Origin of the sequence: Priestia sp. AB (assembly GCF_028369225.1) — a bacterium.
Classification (GTDB): Bacteria; Bacillota; Bacilli; order Bacillales; family Bacillaceae_H; genus Priestia; species Priestia megaterium.
On sequence record NZ_JAQMYN010000004.1, the window covers coordinates 1 to 19263 of the forward strand.

The following is a 19263-nucleotide window of genomic DNA, read 5'->3' on the forward strand; positions in this document are numbered from 1 at the left end:
TTGTTCAGCTTGAGCTTGCTGCTGTTCTTCTTGAGTTTGTTCAGCCGGCGCTTGAGTTTGCTGAGCTTCTGGAGCAGCTTGGGCTACTGAAGGGCTTGATTGCTGAGCTTGACCGTTTGGAGACTGAATTTTTAATTGTTCGCCAGGATAAATTAAATCTGACTTCAGTCCGTTCCATTCTTTAATTTGATCTACCGTCACGCCATATTGCTGACTGATGGACCATAATGTGTTTCCTTGCTGAACTTTGTGCGTCATTTCTTTTATAGTAGCTACGTTTAATTCTTGATTTGGATAAATAATATTAGATGTTAAGTTGTTTGCATCTTTTAGCTCGTCTACGCTCACGCTGTGCTTTTGAGCGACTTTCCATAACGTATCACCTTTTTCTACGTGATACGTTCCGCTTGTAGAAGCAGAAGCTGCACCTACAAATCCTGCTGAAAGGATTGCTGTTGTTCCTAGAGTAAATATAAATTTTTTCATTACGAATACCTCCTTATTTACTCAATGATTGAATGATATCATCCTCACATTTCACAGCCGTTACAGAGCCATGCTACTTTTATTACAAAACTTAACAAAACAGAACATTCAATCGTAATATTTCTGATAATTTGGCTATATGATGAAACGTTTCTACTTTTTACTGCTTTTTATTGTTGTTTTTACTAAAATAGTTAAATTTCTCTACCATTGCTGGCTATGCCTCTTCTTTTTTATTGACCATTTAACGGGTATATTCAGTTTTTTTATAACAAAAAAAAGCGAACCGCTAATCAAAAATTTTGATTAGCGGTTCGCTTTTCAATTCGGCTAAAATACTTTTGTCCCAGCTTTTTTTATTTCTTGTTAAATCCTTGCTTTTCAACAAATTCTTTCATATACATACGCTTAGGATTGGAAAGCATGTCGGCCATTTGACCAGTCCATGTGTCTTGGCGTTTGCCATTTGTTCTTTCGTTGTAATAAGCAGAAATTTCTTCGTTATACGATGCTAATTCTTTTTTCGTCTGCTCATCGTTCGGCTCATATGTTTCTTCATGATACACATGTTTAAATGGTAAGCGCGGCTTTTTATCCGTAATACCCGCTGGATGTCCAACCGTCAGACCAAATAACGGAATTACATGACGAGGCAGTTTTAACAATTTGCTTACTTCTTCTAATTCGTTACGCAAACCGCCGATGTAACAAGCTCCAAGTCCCATTGATTCAGCAGCAAGCGTTGCATTTTGCGCAGCAAGGGCAACGTCAATAATAGCTACCATAAACTGCTCTGTGCTTTCGAGCGCTGTCGATAAATCTTTTTTCTCCATTTCCGCAATGACATCATGACGATGAAAGTCAGCGCAAAATACAAAGAAGTGTCCATTTGTTTCTACGTAAGGCTGATTTCCTGCTAATTGAGCAAGCTTTCGCTTCGTTTCTTTATCTTTTACTCCGATAATGGAATACGCTTGAATATAGCTTGATGTGGAAGCTGCCTGTGCGCTTTCTACAATCGTCTGAATTTGCTCTTCTGACAATGGTTTGTCTTCATATTTGCGAATAGAACGATGATTTAAAATCGTTTCAATAACTGAGTTCATATTATAATCTCCTTTTACTTCATCTAACCTTCTACAGTTGTTATCTCTACAGTTAGTTTATCGAATGTAAAAAGAAATAACCAATGTTCTGCTTAAAATTGATTTTGACTTGTCTCATATCGATACAGCTTAAAGTGATCTGCAAGCACGCGATCTACTTTTACTTCTAAGCTGTCTACATATTCGTCCATCCGTTTTATCAACCGGTTTCGTTTCACATCATTTTCTAAAATGTTCTTAAGCTGCTGTTCAAAGGCTTGAGCCTCATTAAGCGGTATCAGCAGCTCTTTTTCTTTTAGATATTCAATGTTAATTTGTTCTTGACCGGGAAGAGATGAGTGAATAAAAATAGGTAGTCTTTTGTGAAGGGCTTCGCTAATTGTCACTCCCCCCGCTTTTGTGACAATGGCATCTGCTCCCTCATATAAATCATTCATTTTCTCTCTCGATTTTACATACGAGACCGCTTTAATTCTCGGGTGGTTTAATTTTATTAGTTCTTGATACAACTTTTTGTTTTTTCCGCACAGTACATAATACATATACGTACAGTTTTGCGGAAGCTGCTGAAGCATTTTGCGTACATTTCCAAGGCCGGAATTCCCTCCGGCAATCAGTATATGTTTCTGTGGCATAAGATGGTCAATCCTTCTTTTTAAAAACGCTTTATGAACAGGAATTCCCGTTACATAAATAGAAGACTCTTTTACACCGTGAACATTTTGTAAAAACGTTTTTGTATCCTGATCAGGCACGCAGTGAAGCTCAATTCCATTTTTACCCCATACGTCGCTTACTAAGAAGTCTGTGTATACATTTATAATAGGAAGATCAATGATTCCTTTTTCTTTTAACCCGCTTAATACACAGGAAGGAAAGCTGTGTGTACAAACAATGACATCCGGCTGCTCTGCATCAATTAATTTCTTCATATGGTATTCGATAATGGGCCACTTTTTCACAACAAAATCGTCCATCGTATGGTCGTTTTTTTTGTATACATGACCGTAATAAAATTTTTCAAACTGCTTTGGGAAAACAGAAATCCATTTCATGTATATCGATGAAATCATTTGTTCAAGCGGTTTGCTCCAATAGCTTAAACAATCAATTTTTTGACAAATAACGTGCGAAAAACGCTCCATAATGGCATCCATAACGGCGTCTGCTACTTGGTGATGACCAGATGGCATCTGAAAAAGCGGTAAGAATAAAACCTTCCTCATTGACCATCCCTCCTCTCAAGACGTTTTCGGTTTCTTGTTCTTTTTATAAGTAAATAAATGACAAAAAAAGCTACAGCGCCCATGATAATATACGAAATATGAATTCGATCTCCTACGTAGTAACCTAGAATCAGAAAAGAAAGGACCCATACTAGACTTCCTACTACCGATAACAATAAATAAAGCAAAAACGGATAGCGACTTATTCCCGCCATATATGGGCTAATTTGACGCAAGCCTGGAATATATAAACCAAATAAAATGGTCCATATCCCATATTTATGGTAGCTGCCGCTTGCCGCTTCAATTTTCTCTTTGGTTAACCCTACGTATTTTCCGTATTTATCAAAAAATGGGGTTCCCGCATACCTTCCTAGCCCGTAAGCAGTAAGCATTCCAGTAATAACACCTAAAAAAGCAAAAAGAGATGATTCGTATAAGTTCAGCTGATGTTTGGCAATAAACATGCCTAATAATATTAAAAATGATTCTTCAGGCGCTGGAATTCCAACAATCCCACAAAAAAGTACAAGTAAAATAACAATATAACCATAGGAATGTATATACTGAGAAATAATTGTTAAGTCCACTGCTCGCTCCTCTATTTACGATTGATTCATCAATTGCTGCATGGTTATACTTTCATACCCTTGCTGTTTTAAGTAAGGTAAAAATTCTTCTAACGCCGCAATCGTCATTTCAGGTGCTTTTTCATCTGCTCCCGGGGTATCTCCATTATCGTGTAACACAAAAATGGCTCCATCTTCTACTTTACGCATTAGTTTTTGAACTAATGCCGTTTTCGTTGTTTTTAGTGTCCAATCCTGAAAGATTCCTGTCCAGATCACAAGGTGATATGGCTTGGCCATTGATAAACTGCTCATATTTAAATGTCCCCACGGCGGACGATAAAAAAGCGGCTTTTGATTGGTTACTTTCTCTATAACCTGTGCACATTGATGAATTTGTCTTTTTAATTGCCAAGGTGTTTGCGTCCATGCACTCACATGACGGTGATGATGTATAGCTACTTCATGTCCTTCATCGATCATTCTGTTTAAAATAGACGGGTGTTTCTCCCCTAGTTCTCCCACAATAAAAAAAGTAGCTTTCATTTCATACAGTTTGAACAAGTCCAAAATTTTTGGTGTATAAACAGGATGAGGACCGTCGTCAAATGTTATAGCTATTTTATGCTTTTTTTCCCCTTTTATTATGACTGATGAATGATAGCGACGATAAAGGGTTTGCGAAATAATGGTATATACACATATAACCATTAGAACGAAAAGTAAAACAATAAAAAAACGAGTCATATGCTTTTAACCATCCTTTTGAATTTAAATCCTGCATTTATTATAACGGTTTACTCAGACTTTGGTTTCATTTTTTTGTGATAGAAGCCAGGAATTTTAAAATAATTTGATACTTTACCTAAAAATAGCTGTTCTGCAAGGATATACCGGAAATAAAATGATATCATAAAATTTCCCTTCATTCAGTAAAAAAAGTACTTTTTACCATTTATATCTATCTTTTGTACGATAACTTTCATTATTTTTTAAAAATAAAAAAACTTCCCGCACGAATGCGGAAAGTTTTTAAATTAAAATTTTGCTCGATACCATTTTTCAGCTGCTTCAATTTCTGTTCGTGTTAACTGATGGCCAAATGATTCCCAATGCACCTGTACGTCCGCTCCAGCTTTTTCTAAAAGCGCAGAAAGTTCTTCCGTTTCTGATGCTGGGCAAATAGGGTCGTTTTTGCCTGCGCCAATAAAGATAGAAGCGTCGGTCTTAGGCACTTCAATTCCTCTTCTTGGAACCATCGGATGAAGAAGAGCCGCCCCTTTTAAAGAATTCCCATAATGAAATAGCAAACTTCCTGCAATATTGGCACCATTTGAGTAGCCTACAGCTATGATGTTGTGTCGATCGAATGAGTATGTTTCAGCCGCTTCATCTAAAAATTGATGAAGTTCTTTTGTGCGTTCAATTAAATCTTCTATATCAAATATTCCTTCTTGTAAACGTCTAAAGAAACGAGGCATTCCGTTTTCTAGTACATTTCCTCTTACAGATAATACGGAGCAAGAGGAATCAATCATATCCGCAACAGGAAGCAGATCTTGTTCTGTACCTCCTGTACCATGCAACAGCAATAAAGTCGGTTTCGTCTCGTCCGTTCCTTTTTTAAAAATATGTTTCACGTATATCCACTCCTTTTAAATATCTCGAATTAAAGATAATTTTATTATAAGAACTTTCGAAGCATTTGTAAAGGAACTACTGTCAAAGAAATACCTGTATGTTTTGCTGGCAGTATCACATAATACTGAATAACTTCATATGGCCATTGCTCATATGCAGCTAGGTATTTAATTCGTTTGACTTACAGCGGGGAAAGAAATATTCCACTTTTAGCTAAGTGCTCCCGTCAAAAGGTGGATAATGATTAAAACTCGCTCGTCCTCCTTCGTATAAAAAGTGCCCTAGTCTGATAAATTAGTTAATTTTTTCTTTATTTCGTTACTTTCAACAGATATCAGCATTTATACCCGAACGTGCTAAATCTTATTTCGTATACGTGTTACAACAACTTTTTTCTATGAGAAACAGAACGTAAAATACCAGCTTGTGTTTTCATAAAGGGGAACAAAGCCCCGAATGGTGCTTTATACGACTTTATTTGACAAACACAAATTTATGGGTAAACTAAGTTCAGATGATTGTATTTCACTTTGTTTCAGTTTAATAAAAAACGAAGCATCTGCGAGTAAGCAAAAAATAACTGCGTAAAGAGCTATTTATGTCAATCATCTTATACCCTAAAAACTTACCTGCACTTGAATAATAGCCTTTATTAAACTTAGCGCGTCAGCTTGTGAACGTTAATACTTTATCACCCATTTCTCTGTTAAAAGATTGAATGGGTCAACAAACTTCAGCATTCTTTACATAACGACCTTGTAAAGACGAAGAATGTAGCTATGTGTGAACATGGAATTATTACTTAGTGGAGTGAACCAACATGAGGAAATTTATTTTAGCCTTTTTAGTCGTTGTTTTAATTGTAATGCTGGGAGTTACCTATGTATTAAAGCAATTTCAGCAAACGGCTGATTTATCTTACTCGAAACTGCAGTCGGTTCAAAGTACGGTAGTCTATGACAAAAATGACCGTAAGATTGACGAATTGTATAAAACCGTTCCCCGTCAAAATGTTTCGAGCAATGAAATTCCCGATTATGTAAAAATGGCGTTTGTTGCAACGGAAGACCGTCGCTTTTACAAGCATTTTGGGATTGATTTACAAGGTATTGGCCGCGCCCTTTTTAAGAACATTGTAACAATGAGTAAAGCTGAAGGCGCAAGTACCATTACACAGCAGTTAGCAAGAAATCTTTACTTATCTAGTGATAAGACCATTAAACGTAAAGTAGATGAAATGTTTCTATCACTAGGCTTAGAAAGACAATTTACAAAAGATCAAATTTTGGAATTATATTTAAATCAAATTTATTTCGGAAGCGGTGTATATGGTATTGGTGCAGCTTCTCAGCTTTATTTTAATAAGCCTGTATCAGATTTAACCGTAGGCGAAGCTGCGCTTTTAGCGGGACTGCCAAAAGCGCCGAGTACGTATTCACCAAGCAATAGTACAGAAAAAGCGACAGCCCGACGAAACGTTGTATTGAAACTGATGCATGACCAAAACGTTATTAGCGATACTCAGTATCAGCAAGCGTTAAACGAACGTGTAGTCAAGCCTAGTGTTCCTGTTAAAAAACCGAACTCCAATCAAGCATTTATTGATTATGTAATTAAAGAAGCTGCTCAACAGTATGGCGTATCTGCTGATGACCTTTATAAGGGTGGTTATGCCATTTATACAGATTTAGATCCTAATTTACAGGAATCGATTAATAACTCTGTAGCAAATCATACGTTCCGAGATGATGACATCAACAGCAAAGTAGAGGTTGGGATTTCAGCTGTTAACCCTAAAACAGGTGGGATCTCAGCGATGTATGGAGGACGCAGCTATGAGCGAAACGGCTTAAACCGTGCTACAAGCGGCTATCAGCTTGGTTCAGCTATTAAGCCGTTAGCCGTATACGGTCCAGCCTTAGAAACTGGAGATTATACACCAACTTCACTCTTAAGTGACGAACGACAAGACTTTGGCGGTGGATATAGCCCTAAAAATGCAGAAGGTGAATATCAAAAGCATGTGACAATGCGCGAAGCACTTACTCGTTCACTTAACGTTCCAGCTGTTTGGCTTTTAAAACAAATTGGTATTGATACAAGCGCAAAATTCATGGAAAAAGCTGGACTTCCTCTTGAAGATGATGATAAATCAAAATTAGGGCTTGCTCTTGGAGGAACGACCACAACGTTCTCTCCCCTTCAGTTAGCACAAGGATATACTACTTTTGCTAACAAAGGCGTCATGACTAAGCCGTACGCAATTCGAAAAATTGAGATGCGCGACGGTGAAGTGAAAAAGCCAGACATTCAGACAGAGCAAGTAATGAGTGAAGAAAATGCAGATACAATGACATCCATGCTGCAAGATGTGATTGAAAAAAGCTATGGAACAGGTGTTAACGCTCGTTCTTCACGGGATGCTGCAGGTAAAACCGGTACAACCAACGATGTCAAAGATGCTTGGTTTGTCGGGTACACCGATGATGCAGTCGTTTCTATCCACGCTGGCTTTGATAATGCTAATTCTACGCAAACAACGAAATACTTATCAGGCGGCGGTGGACAAGACCCTGCTACACTGTTTAGCTCAATTATGAATAACTGGTAACCAAAAAACCTCCAACTTCACTGTTGGAGGTTTTTTTAAGATAAATGCGTTTTATGCTTAAGTGAAAAAAAGGAAACATTAATGACTTTGCAAATCGTTACATAATGCAGAACGGTCAGGACAACCACGCCACAGTTCATCCCGATAATAATTCCCTGCATGCCAATATTTGTTTGTGATCCTAAGAAAAACATCAGGGAAAAAGATACAATATGAGACCAAATCGTATGATAAAAAGCATCTTTTACATAGCCAAGGCCAATTAAATAAGCTTGAAGCGGGACGGCAAAGAAGTGAAAAAGAAAATACGGCCATAAAGCCTTTAGGTAGTACACGGCTTCTGTAGAATGAAAAAACAAGTTAGTAAGCGGCTCAGCAAAGAAATACATCGCCACTATAGACGGAATCCCATATAAAAATGTCATTTGCATACTTTGAGTCAAAAGTCTTTGAAGCTGTTCTTCCTGATTTTTCGCATGAGCTTCAGATACAGCAGGTATTAGTGCTACTAAAAGAGAATGAGCAAAGAAAGCCGGAAAAAAGCCGATCGACATCGCTACCCCTGTTAGCATACCAAAATGCTGCGTTGCCCCGGTTAAAGTCATGCCCGATAAAACGAGCGCGTGTTTGATTAAAAACGGCTGAATAGCATTACATACCGCATTAAATAAACGCAGTCCCGTGGTCGGAAGTGAGACGCCTAACAGCTTTTTCCGAATCTCACTTGGAGAAAGCAGAGGTCTGTGCCCTCTTGATAAAACACTTAACTGGGTAACATACGTGATAAAAAAATAAAGCAAAATAACAGCTTCGGTCCCAATTAGCGTACAAATCGCAATAAACAGCGACATTTTAACATCTGTGAAAGCAAACATTTGAAAAACAATAAATAAAATCGTTAGCTGAAAGGCTTTGCGGATAAAATTAGACACAGCGATAGTCGTCATATTATTTTTACCCGTAAAATATCCACGAAGCACCGCTGAAAACGAAACAACCGGAATGAAACATAGTACAACCCATTTTAAGTAAGGATGATAGTGACTAAAAAATGGAAAGGCTGCTAATACGGCTAGTGTAATAAAAAAGATTCCCAAGCTCACAGCAGTAGCAAAAATGGTGGCATGCTTCATCATATGCTGATGTTCTTTGCGATGATGTTCAGCAAGAAATTTAGAAATAGAAATAGGCAGTTCTAAGTTGGCTACGGTGGCAATAAGAAAAATGATAGGAAGAACAGTCATGTACATGCCCATGCCTTCCCTTCCTAATTCTCTAGCAAGTACCATATTTACAAGAAATTCAATTAACTCTCCTGCAAAGGCAGCACCTGCTAGAATAAACGTTCCTTTCAAAAAAGTGTTCATCTCGTTATCTCCTCTATCTCCCGTCCTTTTTCATCACTACCTCTTCTCTCTATGTATATGACAAGCCCAATACGAATTATTTGTCTAATTGTATTTTTTCGGTGTACAAGTTCTTGTATAATGTTCAACCTATGTGAAAAAAAACCGTTATATACCTTTTTTACATAGGAAATTCATTCATTCTTATACTTTGGCTCTTGAAACTTACATAGAAAAACAGGAGACTGAGTGAACCTGCCGATTGCTAATGGGAATAGAGCATGTTGTTTTAATGTAACAAATTCACATATTAGTTAAGCGTCTTTATTCACTATTTTCTGTGGATGCACTTCTTTTTTTGACACCGAAGCGTTTTTGCCTAGTACAACCGAAAAGACAACAATTGTTGCTGTAGCAAGAGTAAAAAGTGTAATCGTTTCACCTAGAAATAGAGCTGCAAACAGAATCATTAAAAATGGCTGTAAATATTGAACTTGGCTAACTCTGGCTATTCCACCCATAGCCATCCCGCTGTACCAAGCAACGTATGCTAAAAATTGACTCACTACTGAGAGATAAATCAAACTAACCCATGCTTGTAAAGGCGCATGGAGCATTTCAGCTGTAATGCTTAGTCCCACTGGAACCATAAAAAATGGTGCACCGATGATAATGGCCCAAGCAATTACTTGCCAGCTGCCTAATTCTCTTGCTAACACCCCTCCTTCTGCATAGCTCAGTCCAAGTATCAGCACCGCTGCTAGTAAAGCTGCATCAGCAAACTGCAGTTGACCGAATCCAAGGTGAAGAGCATACACGATAACGGCTGCCGAACCAATCATGCTTGATATCCAGAATTTTAAAGAAGGGCGTTCATCCCCTCTAAACATCGCAAAACCGGCTGTGGCTAATGGTAAAAGAGCGAGTTCAACCGCTCCGTGAGAAACAGGCAAGGATTTCATTGACCAAGAAGTGAGCAGAGGAAACCCTAAAACTGCGCCTAAAGCGACGATCAGCAGACTTTTAAATTGGCAGAGAGAAGGAAATTTTTCTTTTCGTACAATCAATATCACAGCTACTAAAACAGCAGCTACAGCTGTTCTTCCTAAACCGGCGACTGTCGTTCCGAAATACTCGACTGCAATGCTTGTAGAAGGAAGGGTTAAGCTAAAACAGATAACGCCTACTAACCCCAACAATAAGCCCATTTTCTCTCTAATTTCTTTTTGCATCTTACCCTACCCCTGTCTTTTTATTTTTCAGAACTGTACCATTTTTCTAAAAAAAAGTTCTGATATAATTAAAAGGATAGCGCAGGACAACTACTAAAATAAATCATTCTTTTACCTATCTGTACGGGTACAAATTAAAGGAGTATGACCTATGAGTTTAAAATATCTGAAAATCATGGAAGAAATTAAGCTTGGCCTAGCAAATGGATCACTTATTGCAGGTGGTAAACTCCCTTCTGTTCGCCGACTATCCCAACATTTTTCGTGCAGCAAGAATACCGTTATCAAAGCGTATAGTGAACTAGAAAAAGAGCATTTAATTTATTCTGTTCCTAAAAGCGGCTACTACGTTGTGGCAGAATTTCAACATAGGACGAATGAAAATGAAGTGATTGATTTCTTGTCTGCTGGTCCAGATAAAAACGTTATGCCTTATCTTGAATTTCAGCATTGTATAAACCAAGCGATTGAACACTATAAAGAAGAGCTTTTTACATACTCTGATCAACAAGGCTCTTACTCATTGCGGGTACAGTTAGTGAAACACTTGCAGAACCTACAGGTGTTCACTCAAGCTGAAAGGTTAGTCGTTGTATCCGGGTCTCAGCAAGCTCTTCACTTACTAGGTTCTATGCCCTTTCCAAATGGAAAAAATAATATCCTAATTGAACAGCCCACTTATTTCGGTTTTATCGAGTCTCTTACGGTGCACCAAGCTACTACTTTTGGGATCCAGCTATCGATGGAAGGGATTGATCTTGATCGTTTGGAGTACATTTTTCGAAATAATGATATAAAATTTTTCTACATTATTCCAAGATTTCACAATCCTCTTGGGCATTGTTATACAAATTTTGAGAAGAAAAAAATCGTGGAGCTAGCCGAAAAATACGATGTATATATAGTGGAAGATGACTTTTTGGGCGACCTTGATCCGGATGCAAAATCAGATCCTTTATTTTCTTTTAATCCTTGTGGACGAGTTATTTACATTAAAAGCTTTTCGAAAGTCTTTCTTCCTGGGTTACGTATTGCTGCTGTCGTGCTTCCTTCGTTAATGAATAGCAACTTTTTACGATATAAATTCAGTTCAGATTTTAATAGTTCAGCGCTTTCCCAGGGTGCTCTTGAAATTTATTTAAAAAGCGGCATGTTTACGAGTCATCTTAAAAAGATAAAAGAGGTATACCATACCAAAATGCAAACTCTTATAGAAGCATGTGATTCACTGCTACCCGCTCATACACATTTTTCTAAACCAACTTCAGGATTCTATTTATCCATTAGTTTGCCTGAGCATGTGACAGCAAAACAGATTGTTCACATGCTAAACGAGCAGCACATATATGTTGATGATGCCTCAAGATTTTTTTTACCAGAATATAAAAGAGACACTCTTCTCCGATTAAGCATCTCACAAGTAAATACGAATACGATCAAACGAGGAATTGAACAGCTGGCTCAGTGCATTACTTTAATTGATGATAGAAAACATCATCCTATTCCAAATAACCTTTTCCCCTTGTAGAATGGGAATTCAATGGACATACTAAACGAAAAGAAGCCAAGGAATTAGAATCCTTGACTTTTTTTATTTAACCGTAACGGTTATAAGAGGCATGTTATGCGTCCCTTTTGCAGAAACATGTGATTGCACGGTATAGGTGCCAGGCTCAGAGAAAGATGTTTGTATTTCATATACACCTTCTCCTATTTGTTTAGGCTTTAACATCTTCCCTTTCCCTTCGCTATCTTTTTTTTCTATTTCAAATTCAATCATTTCAACATCATCATTTTTCACTTTTTCGTCTCCATATGTAACTTCGGCTTTGTAGATACCGCTTTCATTTTTCTGTAAAGCCTCTGGGCCTTGAAGATTTACGTCCAACGGTTTTGGCTGCTCAGCATTTGTGGTTTGAGCAGGTTCCTGACCACAGGCCGTTAAAAGTAAACAAAGACTGATTATAGATATACTTATTCTTTTTTTCATATATTCATCTCCTTTTTAAACCCTTTGTTTAACTATAACGCGTATTGCAAAGAAAAAAATGAATTTTTCTAAAAAAGAAGGATTTTTAAAGAATTTTTAAGAAAAAAAGTTCATACTGATACTAACTAGTTTTTTCCAAGGAGGAAGAAAATGAATTCAGCTAAATCTCCAGCTAAAAAATCATGGCTACAGACATTAATCAAAAATAAAAATGAGCGCAAAAAAGTGATCTTTATCTTTACTATCTCTTTTTTACTAGTTGTAGCAGGGCTTATTTACATCCCTATTTATAAACATTCCCTTCCACTCGATTCTAAAATATATGAAGGGAATTTTAAAGAGCTTGGTTCAATCGCACGAATTGGTTTTTTTGCAGCTTTAGCCATTTATCCTATTTTTTTATTATTAAAATGGAAACCGTTATCGCACATAAAAAAAGGAAATTTTGAGTTAAAACCGCTTATCCAATTTTTAGCCAAGTATGTTCGTCAGTGGCACGTTCCCATTGCTCTTATATCAACGGCCTTGATTATTTTACATGGTTATATGGCTTTAATAAAAGGATTTCAAGCAAGTTTTACGTACTTTTCAGGAATTATTACGATGGCTGTTCTAGCTTGTTTACTCGTAATGGGCGTGAAGCGCTATAAGCGTACAGATAAAAAGTGGCATCTTAAATTTGCTATCTCTTTTTTGGTTTTGTTTATGATTCACGCTACCTTTTCATAACTTGCCATTGTTTAAAGTTTTTTTATATAGGGTACAGTTCACAATGAATACATGATATGTATCACTATACGTTTTACATCATTTAGGAGGTATAAACATGGCAAGAGTGTTAGCTGTATTATCAAGCGGATACGAAGAGAAAGATTATCACACAGGTTGGTGGGCAGAAGAATTATTTGCTCCGCTGCAAAAGCTTGAGGACGCAGGGCACACCGTTGATTTAGCCTCACCTTTTGGAGGTAAGCCGGAAGTAGACGTTCGAAGTATTTCAGAAGACTTTGATCCAGACGGAACGTATAAGAAATTATATGAATCAGGAAGAGCGGATCAGACAATGAAACTTGAAGAAGTAGATGCTGAGAACTATGATGTTATCTTAGTAGTAGGCGGCCACGGCGCTATGTTTGACTTAGCAAAAAATGTGGACTTGCATGCACTTATGAACAAAGTGTACGACAATGGAGGTATTTTAGCAGCTGAGTGTCACGGACCTTCTGTTTTTGCTTTCTTGAAAGGATCCGATGATGAACTGTTAATTAAAGGGCTAGACGTAACCGGTTATCCTGATGAAATTGAACCGGAAGAAGTACTTCCCTTTTTACCATACAGTTTAGAACAAGAACTTCGTGAAGTGGCTAATTACATCCCTGAGATGGATAAAAAAGCATATGCTGTTTGGGCAAATGATCAAATTGTCACAAGCCGAGATCCTTTTTCTTCTGAGTTAATGGGTGATGAATTAGTTAAAAAGCTAAATAAATAAACTAAAAAAAGACTGCTTAAAAGCAGTCTTTTTTGTTTGTTCTATAGGGATGTTTGAAACTGCTGCTCTACCAAACGCCGGTAAAAAGAATGAGAGGCTAACAGCTCTTTATGCGTTCCGCTTCCTGTAACCTTCCCTTCTTCTATTACAACAATTTGGTCCGCATTAATGACCGTAGATAGACGATGTGCAATGACGAGTGATGTGCGTTCTTTCATTACCGTTTCCAATGACTCTTGCACAAGCTTTTCTGATTCGGAGTCTAAGCTAGCTGTCGCTTCGTCCAGTAGTAAAAGCTGGGGATTGCGTAACAGCGCTCGGGCAATTGCAATACGCTGTCGCTGTCCTCCTGAGAGATTAATACCTCTTTCTCCAATCATTGTTTCATATTGATCTTCAAAGGACTGAATGAAATGATGAGCATTCGCTAACTTCGCTGCTTCTTCTATTTCTTCATCCGTCACATGCCGCTCTAATCCGTAAATGAGATTTTCTCGAATTGTTCCTGCTAAAATCGGAGAATCCTGCTGAACATAGCTAAACAGGTGACGCCACGAACGTAAGTTGACGTTTTGACTGTCTGTTCCATCCAAGAATATGCGCCCCGATGAAGGCTCATAAAAGCGTTCGATAAGCGAAAAAACAGTAGATTTTCCAGCTCCGCTAGGTCCAACAAAAGCGGTAACTTCTCCTTTTTTAGCAGAAAATGAAACTTCCTGCAATACTGGTTTATCTTCATATTGAAAAGCAACTTTATCGAACCTTAAACTCCCTACCTGTTCAAGCACTTCTCCATTTTCATAGTTCTCTTCTTTCTCAGCTAATATATCAAAGATTCTTTCTGAAGCTCCTTTAGTTTGCTGAAAGCTAGTAACAAATCGGGTAAGTGAACCAACCGGAACCATAATTTGAAAAAGGTAAAGAACAAAAGCTACCAGCTCTCCTGCAGTGATAAATCCCTCACTCACACGATATGCACCAAACCCGACGATGGCAATCATAACAGCGGTCATCACCGTGCTAATAATCGGGGTAATGATGGCTTCAATTTTAGCTCTCTTTACACCGAAGAGGTAGAGTGACTGAAACGATTGTAAGCCGGAATCAACTTCTTTTTTCTCTGAACCGGATACTTTAATCAAGCGGATTTCACTCAGCATTTGAGCTAAAAAAGCTGTAAGCTTGGACATTTTATCCTGCTGCTCACGTGAAATTTTATGTATTTTTCGCGCTAGGGGCATAACCAGTACAAACATAACGGGAATAACCGCTAATAAAATGAGCGTCATGGGTACATCAAGCGTAAATAAAATAACAATGGCAACGATAATAGATAAAATATTTTTAACAAAGTCAATCATTTCTGTTGACAATAAATTCATCACAATGGTTGTATCATTTGTAATGCGGCTTACCATTTCACCGGAACGGTTTTGGTCGTAAAATGAAATCGGAAGCTTTATGAGCTTGTTCCACACTTTATGTCTGAGTTCTTTTACAACACCTTGTCCTACTTGAGCAAGGAGATAAAGAGATACTGCGCTTGTTACCATTTGAGCAGCGAATAAACCAAGGAGTCCTGCTATAAGCTGCGGTGAGACGCCTACTGCAATTTTCTCCATCACTTCTTTAATGACAAGAGGGATAGAAAGCGACGCTCCGGTATTAATTAAGGCCAGTATGAACGAAATGAGTAGCTTTCCTGTCGGAGGGTTCGTTAGCAACCATAATTTTTTAAATGAAAAATGAATTTTTTTTTGCGTATTCATCTTAGTTCCTTTCTAATTCTTTTAATAGGTGGTATACACACTTTAGGCAAACACCACACACTTTACCTTCAAAGTTCCATCTTATTTTACACCATTTCCTTTCTTAACCTGAACTTCTAAGCTTTTACCTATTTTTCAAACTCGTCTATACGAAAATGACAAGCTGGTCATACATTATGGTACACTGAATTCTTTTACTAGATGAGAGGTTGAATAAGGATGTCTGTTTATATTAAATCTATTTCTATTGGAACAATTTCTGGCGGGATCGTTATTTTTGGAAACGCAGGAAATATATCGCCTTCAAGCGGCTCTGCGTCCGGCTCTGGTTCTAGCTCTAGCTCTGGTTCTAATTCCCAAATGCCGATGCCTCCTTCTCCGGGAAAAGGCCCGAGAGATAATACAGCTTTTAATGGGTAATAAAAAAACAGTGAGATATTTCTCACTGTTTTTAGACTTGAATACTTGTCATCATCGCAATATAAAAAGCAAAAACAAACAAACCCGCACTTAATATGCTAAGCCATACTGTCTTTTTGTAAAAACAAATAAGTAAATACACAAAAAACAGCAGTGCGACAAATAAGAATAGGATTCCCACAATCGTTACGTGAAACGTTAGAGGGAGCGTCACTTGTTTCCCATAGATAAACGGAAAAATCGATGAATCCATTGCCATATGACTTATATTAGTTGGCGGCGATTGCGTTACCATGATAGCTGTAAATAAAAAAATGATAAGCAAAATAATGCTTTCTGCTCGAATCCACATCACGGGCTTATATTCTGGATGTTTTATCGTTTTTTTCATAAGAAAGCCATTGATGACGGCAAATGCAAGCAGCGGAATAATCGTAATATGCTTTAGCAAAAGAGACTGCCCGTAATCTGTAGCCCATGAATTTACATAGTTGGACAGACCCATGATAATGACCATCGAAATGAACCCACTTAATGAAAGAAGCACAAAACAAGCGATTGCAAAAGGAGTAAACCAGATTAAGAAACTTTTCCAATTGGAGGTTTCTTTTGAAAAAGCGGAAACAATCAGAACCCCCCCTCCCCACAGTCCAACTGCTAAAATATGAAGAGAATGAGAAAGCATGCCGCTAAGCGCAGAAGCGGATGCTGCGTGACTTGCGTAGGCGATTCCTCCCACCAAGGCTACAGTCAGTAATGTATACATATGAGGGTGGCTCTCTATTGAAACAGCAACCATACATAAAATAGCAATTAGCACAACAAAGATCCAGGCGTGTCCCGTTCTTGTTTCCAATAATACAAGACGAACTGTTTCACCTAACCCTCTTATTTTTGAAAAAGATAAAATAATCTCAAGCGAATTTCCAACCGAAAAAATAGCGACAGCCGCTGCACTTGCAAGTAGCCATCGCTTTGATAATAAAATTGTTGGCTTTTTTGTAAGCGGTACATATTGCAGTACGGCAAATCCTAATAATAAGGAAAGACCTACGTATGTGAACCACTCAAAAACAGGCAACAAAATACTCATCTTTTTAAGCCTTTTTCTTTCTGAAGATTAAGAGTAATGCTCCAACCACCACTACAATAGCAATAATCATGATAACAAAAAACGATGAAGAATCATTGTTCTCTGTTTTTTCATCATTTGCTACTGCACTTTTTTGGTGCTGTTCGGATTGCGTGGCGTCTTGCTTTTTTTCACTATCTTTTCCGGCTGCTTGAGTATTCTCTTCTTTCGCTTCATCTTTCACATCTACTTTAAAAGCAATCGAATCTTTCATTACATGACCATCTTCCCCTACAATTTCCCAGTCCACTGTGTAAGATCCGTTTTTAAGGGGCTGATCGAGAGAAGCTATTAAATCATGACCCTCTACTTTTTGCGATGCAAGTGAAATTTTTTGTCCATCTTTTGTAACGGTTACAGTACTGATTTTCTCGATGTGTGTTTCAAAGGTTAATTTAATTTCTTTTAGAGGAGCTGTAACAGTTGCACCATTTTCCGGCACGGTTGTTTGCACATGTGTATGAGCAAAACTAACTGTCGGAACAGCTAAAAAGCATGCTAAAAGTAAACCTATTATTTTTTTCATATTTATGACTCCCTATCTCTTTTTTCTTTTTTCATCATATCCAAAAATGTTTTTATGTAGACGTTTCCGAACACGATCTATTTTCCTAGTAAGTGTACTCCTTTTTTACTCAGTCTCACAATAACTATTACCAATTCGTTATAAAATGTTCACAAATCCTAGGGAAGATGCCGCTGTAATTTTTTTGAATATTCTTTCAGACTATCCTTGAATATAGTAAAATAGTTAAATAAGATGACTGACTTTTTTCTAGCTTAAAATCCCATACAGAAAGGATAGAAACAATGAAAAAGTATACATGCCCTTGCTGTGGTTATCAATCTTTAGACAGTGATGGTGACTATGATATTTGTGAGATATGTTTTTGGGAAGACGATCCGTACCAAAAGCTGAATGCCAACGAATTAGGAGCCAACTCTATTTCTTTAATAGAAGCTCAGGAAAATTTTATAGTTTATGGAGCGTGTAATAAAGAAAGCTTACAGCACGTGAGAAAACCTTCTGTTCAAGATGTAAAAGATTTTAACTGGAAACCTATTATAAGTCACGAGTAGCAAAACTAGTTTATAAAAAAAGAATGCTTGCGAAAGCATTCTTTTTTGGATTCAGTAAGAAGTAGAAGCGAATGTAGAAAGCACATTTGTAAACCTATAAAAAGTTTGAGTTTTAGACGAAGCTCTTCCTTTTGAAGTGAATGAATGAAACATAGCACTTCGCAGCGGTTGGCTAATCTCTAATTGAATACTTTTCCCGGTACGATTTTTATTTGCAATATTTCCAGAGTTAATGCCTGCAATCTCATCGTGCCCTTTTGTAATCAGTTCGGCCGGAAATCCATTTTGATTTAATAACTGCGTTAATTTTTTTGCGCGCTCCCGATCAGTCCCACCCACAAAAATATGTTTTTCGTTCCCAGAATATCCGTGAAGAGATAAAACATTATCATACTTGCTTACCATCTTACGCGCTGTGGGCTCATCAAAATGAGTGCTTGTGAGGTGCAGGTCTCGTGACCCTTTCGACTTTAACGATTCGAATAGGTAAAGAGCATTTGGTTTGCCAAGCTCTTGGGCAATTTCGCTTGTCCCCCCTTCAATTCCTCCACCGTGTGGAGCAAAGATAAGGACAGGGCTTTTCGTTTCTTTGGTCGTCACTTTATAGCTAGCTGAAGACTCGTGCTGTGAGAGCTGCTTGAAATTTTGATATTTATCAGTTGACGCACTAGATGTATCTTGAAAAGGTGAAATGAATAAAACGAGTAGACAGATACATAAGGTAGAGAAACTTACTAAACGATAGCTTTTCAATTTGTACTCCTGCTTTCCGTTGTGTAATAAGACCTAAAACATTAGGAACTTAAAAAAACCAAAAATAATATTTATAGTAGTCTTATTTACTTATCGTTAAAAATTATAATTTATTTAATAGTTCTTAATACCTATTTATGCTGTTTAAAAAAACTTCAGCGCATATTCACTGAAGTTTTTTTACTTTTTTTGTTTTTATTTATTTAAAGCAAGCGCCAAACTAATTTTATCCAGCCAAAGAAGGCGATCCATAAAGGTATGCTCAAAGATGTTCCCCACGCTAAACCAATTAAGAAGTTTCCTCTTTCAATCATACAAACCACTCCTTATGAACATTGTAGGTGAACAAGTACCATTCTATACCTTCACTATAACAGAAAGCGCTTTCATTTGATAGTCACTTACACGTT

At 37.5% G+C, this 19263-nt stretch carries 19 protein-coding genes; 5 read left to right on the forward strand and 14 right to left on the reverse strand.

Translation table 11 applies throughout. From position 1 onward, the window contains the following. From POF52_RS12930 to POF52_RS12955, 6 genes are all read right to left on the reverse strand, one after another. On the reverse strand, positions 1-486 hold a 486-nt coding region (locus tag POF52_RS12930), incomplete at its 3' end, for a LysM peptidoglycan-binding domain-containing protein (protein WP_271993121.1). 356 nt (positions 487-842) lie between these two features. Next, positions 843-1592 carry an oxygen-insensitive NADPH nitroreductase gene (nfsA, locus tag POF52_RS12935; protein WP_271993122.1) on the reverse strand — a complete coding sequence of 250 codons (750 nt, stop codon included), beginning with the start codon at positions 1590-1592 and terminating at the stop codon, positions 843-845. A 92-nt stretch (positions 1593-1684) separates the two neighbouring features. After that, on the reverse strand, positions 1685-2818 hold the full coding sequence (locus tag POF52_RS12940) for an MGDG synthase family glycosyltransferase (protein ID WP_271993123.1): 1134 nt from the start codon (positions 2816-2818) through the stop codon (positions 1685-1687). Beyond that, positions 2815-3408 carry a DedA family protein gene (locus POF52_RS12945; RefSeq protein ID WP_013083764.1) on the reverse strand — a complete coding sequence of 198 codons (594 nt, stop codon included), beginning with the start codon at positions 3406-3408 and terminating at the stop codon, positions 2815-2817. Before POF52_RS12945 ends, POF52_RS12940 begins: the two co-directional genes overlap by 4 nt. 15 nt (positions 3409-3423) lie before the next feature. Next, positions 3424-4134, reverse strand: a complete 711-nt coding sequence (locus POF52_RS12950; RefSeq protein WP_097825194.1) for a polysaccharide deacetylase family protein — start codon at positions 4132-4134, stop codon at positions 3424-3426. 290 nt (positions 4135-4424) lie between these two features. Further along, positions 4425-5027 carry an alpha/beta hydrolase gene (locus POF52_RS12955; protein ID WP_271993124.1) on the reverse strand — a complete coding sequence of 201 codons (603 nt, stop codon included), beginning with the start codon at positions 5025-5027 and terminating at the stop codon, positions 4425-4427. 821 nt (positions 5028-5848) lie between these two features. On the opposite strand from POF52_RS12955, the gene POF52_RS12960 reads away from it, so the two are divergent. Continuing rightward, complete coding sequence (locus tag POF52_RS12960; RefSeq protein WP_013083767.1) at positions 5849-7639, forward strand: transglycosylase domain-containing protein; 1791 nt, start codon at positions 5849-5851, stop codon at positions 7637-7639. 35 nt (positions 7640-7674) lie between these two features. On the opposite strand, the gene POF52_RS12965 is transcribed toward POF52_RS12960, so the two are convergent. Further along, complete coding sequence (locus POF52_RS12965; RefSeq protein WP_013083768.1) at positions 7675-9006, reverse strand: polysaccharide biosynthesis protein; 1332 nt, start codon at positions 9004-9006, stop codon at positions 7675-7677. A 293-nt stretch (positions 9007-9299) separates the two neighbouring features. Further along, positions 9300-10217, reverse strand: coding sequence for a DMT family transporter (locus POF52_RS12970; RefSeq protein WP_271993125.1), 918 nt, complete (start codon positions 10215-10217; stop codon positions 9300-9302). 151 nt (positions 10218-10368) lie between these two features. Here POF52_RS12970 and POF52_RS12975 point away from each other — a divergent pair, with 151 nt between their 5' ends. Then, a complete protein-coding gene (locus tag POF52_RS12975) occupies positions 10369-11745 on the forward strand; it encodes an aminotransferase-like domain-containing protein (protein ID WP_271993126.1) in 1377 nt (458 codons plus the stop codon). 63 nt (positions 11746-11808) lie between these two features. On the opposite strand, the gene POF52_RS12980 is transcribed toward POF52_RS12975, so the two are convergent. Further along, complete coding sequence (locus POF52_RS12980; RefSeq protein WP_013083771.1) at positions 11809-12207, reverse strand: FixH family protein; 399 nt, start codon at positions 12205-12207, stop codon at positions 11809-11811. Between the two features lie 150 nt (positions 12208-12357). Here POF52_RS12980 and POF52_RS12985 point away from each other — a divergent pair, with 150 nt between their 5' ends. Together POF52_RS12985 and POF52_RS12990 are read left to right on the forward strand one after the other, a co-directional pair. Then, positions 12358-12936 carry a hypothetical protein gene (locus tag POF52_RS12985; protein WP_271993127.1) on the forward strand — a complete coding sequence of 193 codons (579 nt, stop codon included), beginning with the start codon at positions 12358-12360 and terminating at the stop codon, positions 12934-12936. Between the two features lie 97 nt (positions 12937-13033). Next, positions 13034-13699 (forward strand): type 1 glutamine amidotransferase domain-containing protein, encoded by a 666-nt coding sequence (locus tag POF52_RS12990; RefSeq protein WP_013083773.1) that lies wholly within the window; start codon positions 13034-13036, stop codon positions 13697-13699. A gap of 41 nt (positions 13700-13740) precedes the next feature. Here POF52_RS12990 and POF52_RS12995 read toward each other — a convergent pair whose 3' ends face one another. From POF52_RS12995 to POF52_RS13010, 4 genes are all read right to left on the reverse strand, one after another. Continuing rightward, positions 13741-15468 (reverse strand): ABC transporter ATP-binding protein, encoded by a 1728-nt coding sequence (locus tag POF52_RS12995; protein ID WP_271993128.1) that lies wholly within the window; start codon positions 15466-15468, stop codon positions 13741-13743. 227 nt (positions 15469-15695) lie between these two features. Next, the gene (locus POF52_RS13000; protein ID WP_176584147.1) at positions 15696-15914 is read right to left on the reverse strand and encodes a hypothetical protein; all 219 of its coding nucleotides are present in this window, start codon (positions 15912-15914) and stop codon (positions 15696-15698) included. Positions 15915-15919: 5 nt separating this feature from the next. After that, on the reverse strand, positions 15920-16981 hold the full coding sequence (locus tag POF52_RS13005) for a copper resistance D family protein (RefSeq protein WP_271993129.1): 1062 nt from the start codon (positions 16979-16981) through the stop codon (positions 15920-15922). Positions 16982-16985: 4 nt separating this feature from the next. Continuing rightward, positions 16986-17546, reverse strand: a complete 561-nt coding sequence (locus POF52_RS13010; protein WP_016764696.1) for a copper resistance CopC family protein — start codon at positions 17544-17546, stop codon at positions 16986-16988. 284 nt (positions 17547-17830) lie between these two features. Between POF52_RS13010 and POF52_RS13015 the strand changes: the two genes are divergently transcribed. After that, a complete protein-coding gene (locus POF52_RS13015; protein ID WP_013057680.1) occupies positions 17831-18100 on the forward strand; it encodes a CPCC family cysteine-rich protein in 270 nt (89 codons plus the stop codon). A gap of 51 nt (positions 18101-18151) precedes the next feature. Here the strand turns inward: POF52_RS13015 and POF52_RS13020 are convergent, their stop codons facing one another. After that, positions 18152-18853 (reverse strand): poly-gamma-glutamate hydrolase family protein, encoded by a 702-nt coding sequence (locus POF52_RS13020; RefSeq protein ID WP_271993130.1) that lies wholly within the window; start codon positions 18851-18853, stop codon positions 18152-18154. Between the last annotated feature and the right edge of the window lie 410 nt (positions 18854-19263).

Bases quoted from the DNA above. Each gene is read 5' to 3' on its own strand.
- nfsA (WP_271993122.1), bottom strand. From the start codon at position 1,592: ATGAACTCAGTTATTGAAACGATTTTAAATCATCGTTCTATTCGCAAA.
- POF52_RS12940 (WP_271993123.1), bottom strand. From the start codon at position 2,818: ATGAGGAAGGTTTTATTCTTACCGCTTTTTCAGATGCCATCTGGTCAT.
- POF52_RS12950 (WP_097825194.1), bottom strand. From the start codon at position 4,134: ATGACTCGTTTTTTTATTGTTTTACTTTTCGTTCTAATGGTTATATGT.
- POF52_RS12960 (WP_013083767.1), top strand. From the start codon at position 5,849: ATGAGGAAATTTATTTTAGCCTTTTTAGTCGTTGTTTTAATTGTAATG.
- POF52_RS12965 (WP_013083768.1), bottom strand. From the start codon at position 9,006: ATGAACACTTTTTTGAAAGGAACGTTTATTCTAGCAGGTGCTGCCTTT.
- POF52_RS12970 (WP_271993125.1), bottom strand. From the start codon at position 10,217: ATGCAAAAAGAAATTAGAGAGAAAATGGGCTTATTGTTGGGGTTAGTA.
- POF52_RS12975 (WP_271993126.1), top strand. From the start codon at position 10,369: ATGAGTTTAAAATATCTGAAAATCATGGAAGAAATTAAGCTTGGCCTA.
- POF52_RS12980 (WP_013083771.1), bottom strand. From the start codon at position 12,207: ATGAAAAAAAGAATAAGTATATCTATAATCAGTCTTTGTTTACTTTTA.
- POF52_RS12985 (WP_271993127.1), top strand. From the start codon at position 12,358: ATGAATTCAGCTAAATCTCCAGCTAAAAAATCATGGCTACAGACATTA.
- POF52_RS12990 (WP_013083773.1), top strand. From the start codon at position 13,034: ATGGCAAGAGTGTTAGCTGTATTATCAAGCGGATACGAAGAGAAAGAT.
- POF52_RS12995 (WP_271993128.1), bottom strand. From the start codon at position 15,468: ATGAATACGCAAAAAAAAATTCATTTTTCATTTAAAAAATTATGGTTG.
- POF52_RS13005 (WP_271993129.1), bottom strand. From the start codon at position 16,981: ATGAGTATTTTGTTGCCTGTTTTTGAGTGGTTCACATACGTAGGTCTT.
- POF52_RS13010 (WP_016764696.1), bottom strand. From the start codon at position 17,546: ATGAAAAAAATAATAGGTTTACTTTTAGCATGCTTTTTAGCTGTTCCG.
- POF52_RS13015 (WP_013057680.1), top strand. From the start codon at position 17,831: ATGAAAAAGTATACATGCCCTTGCTGTGGTTATCAATCTTTAGACAGT.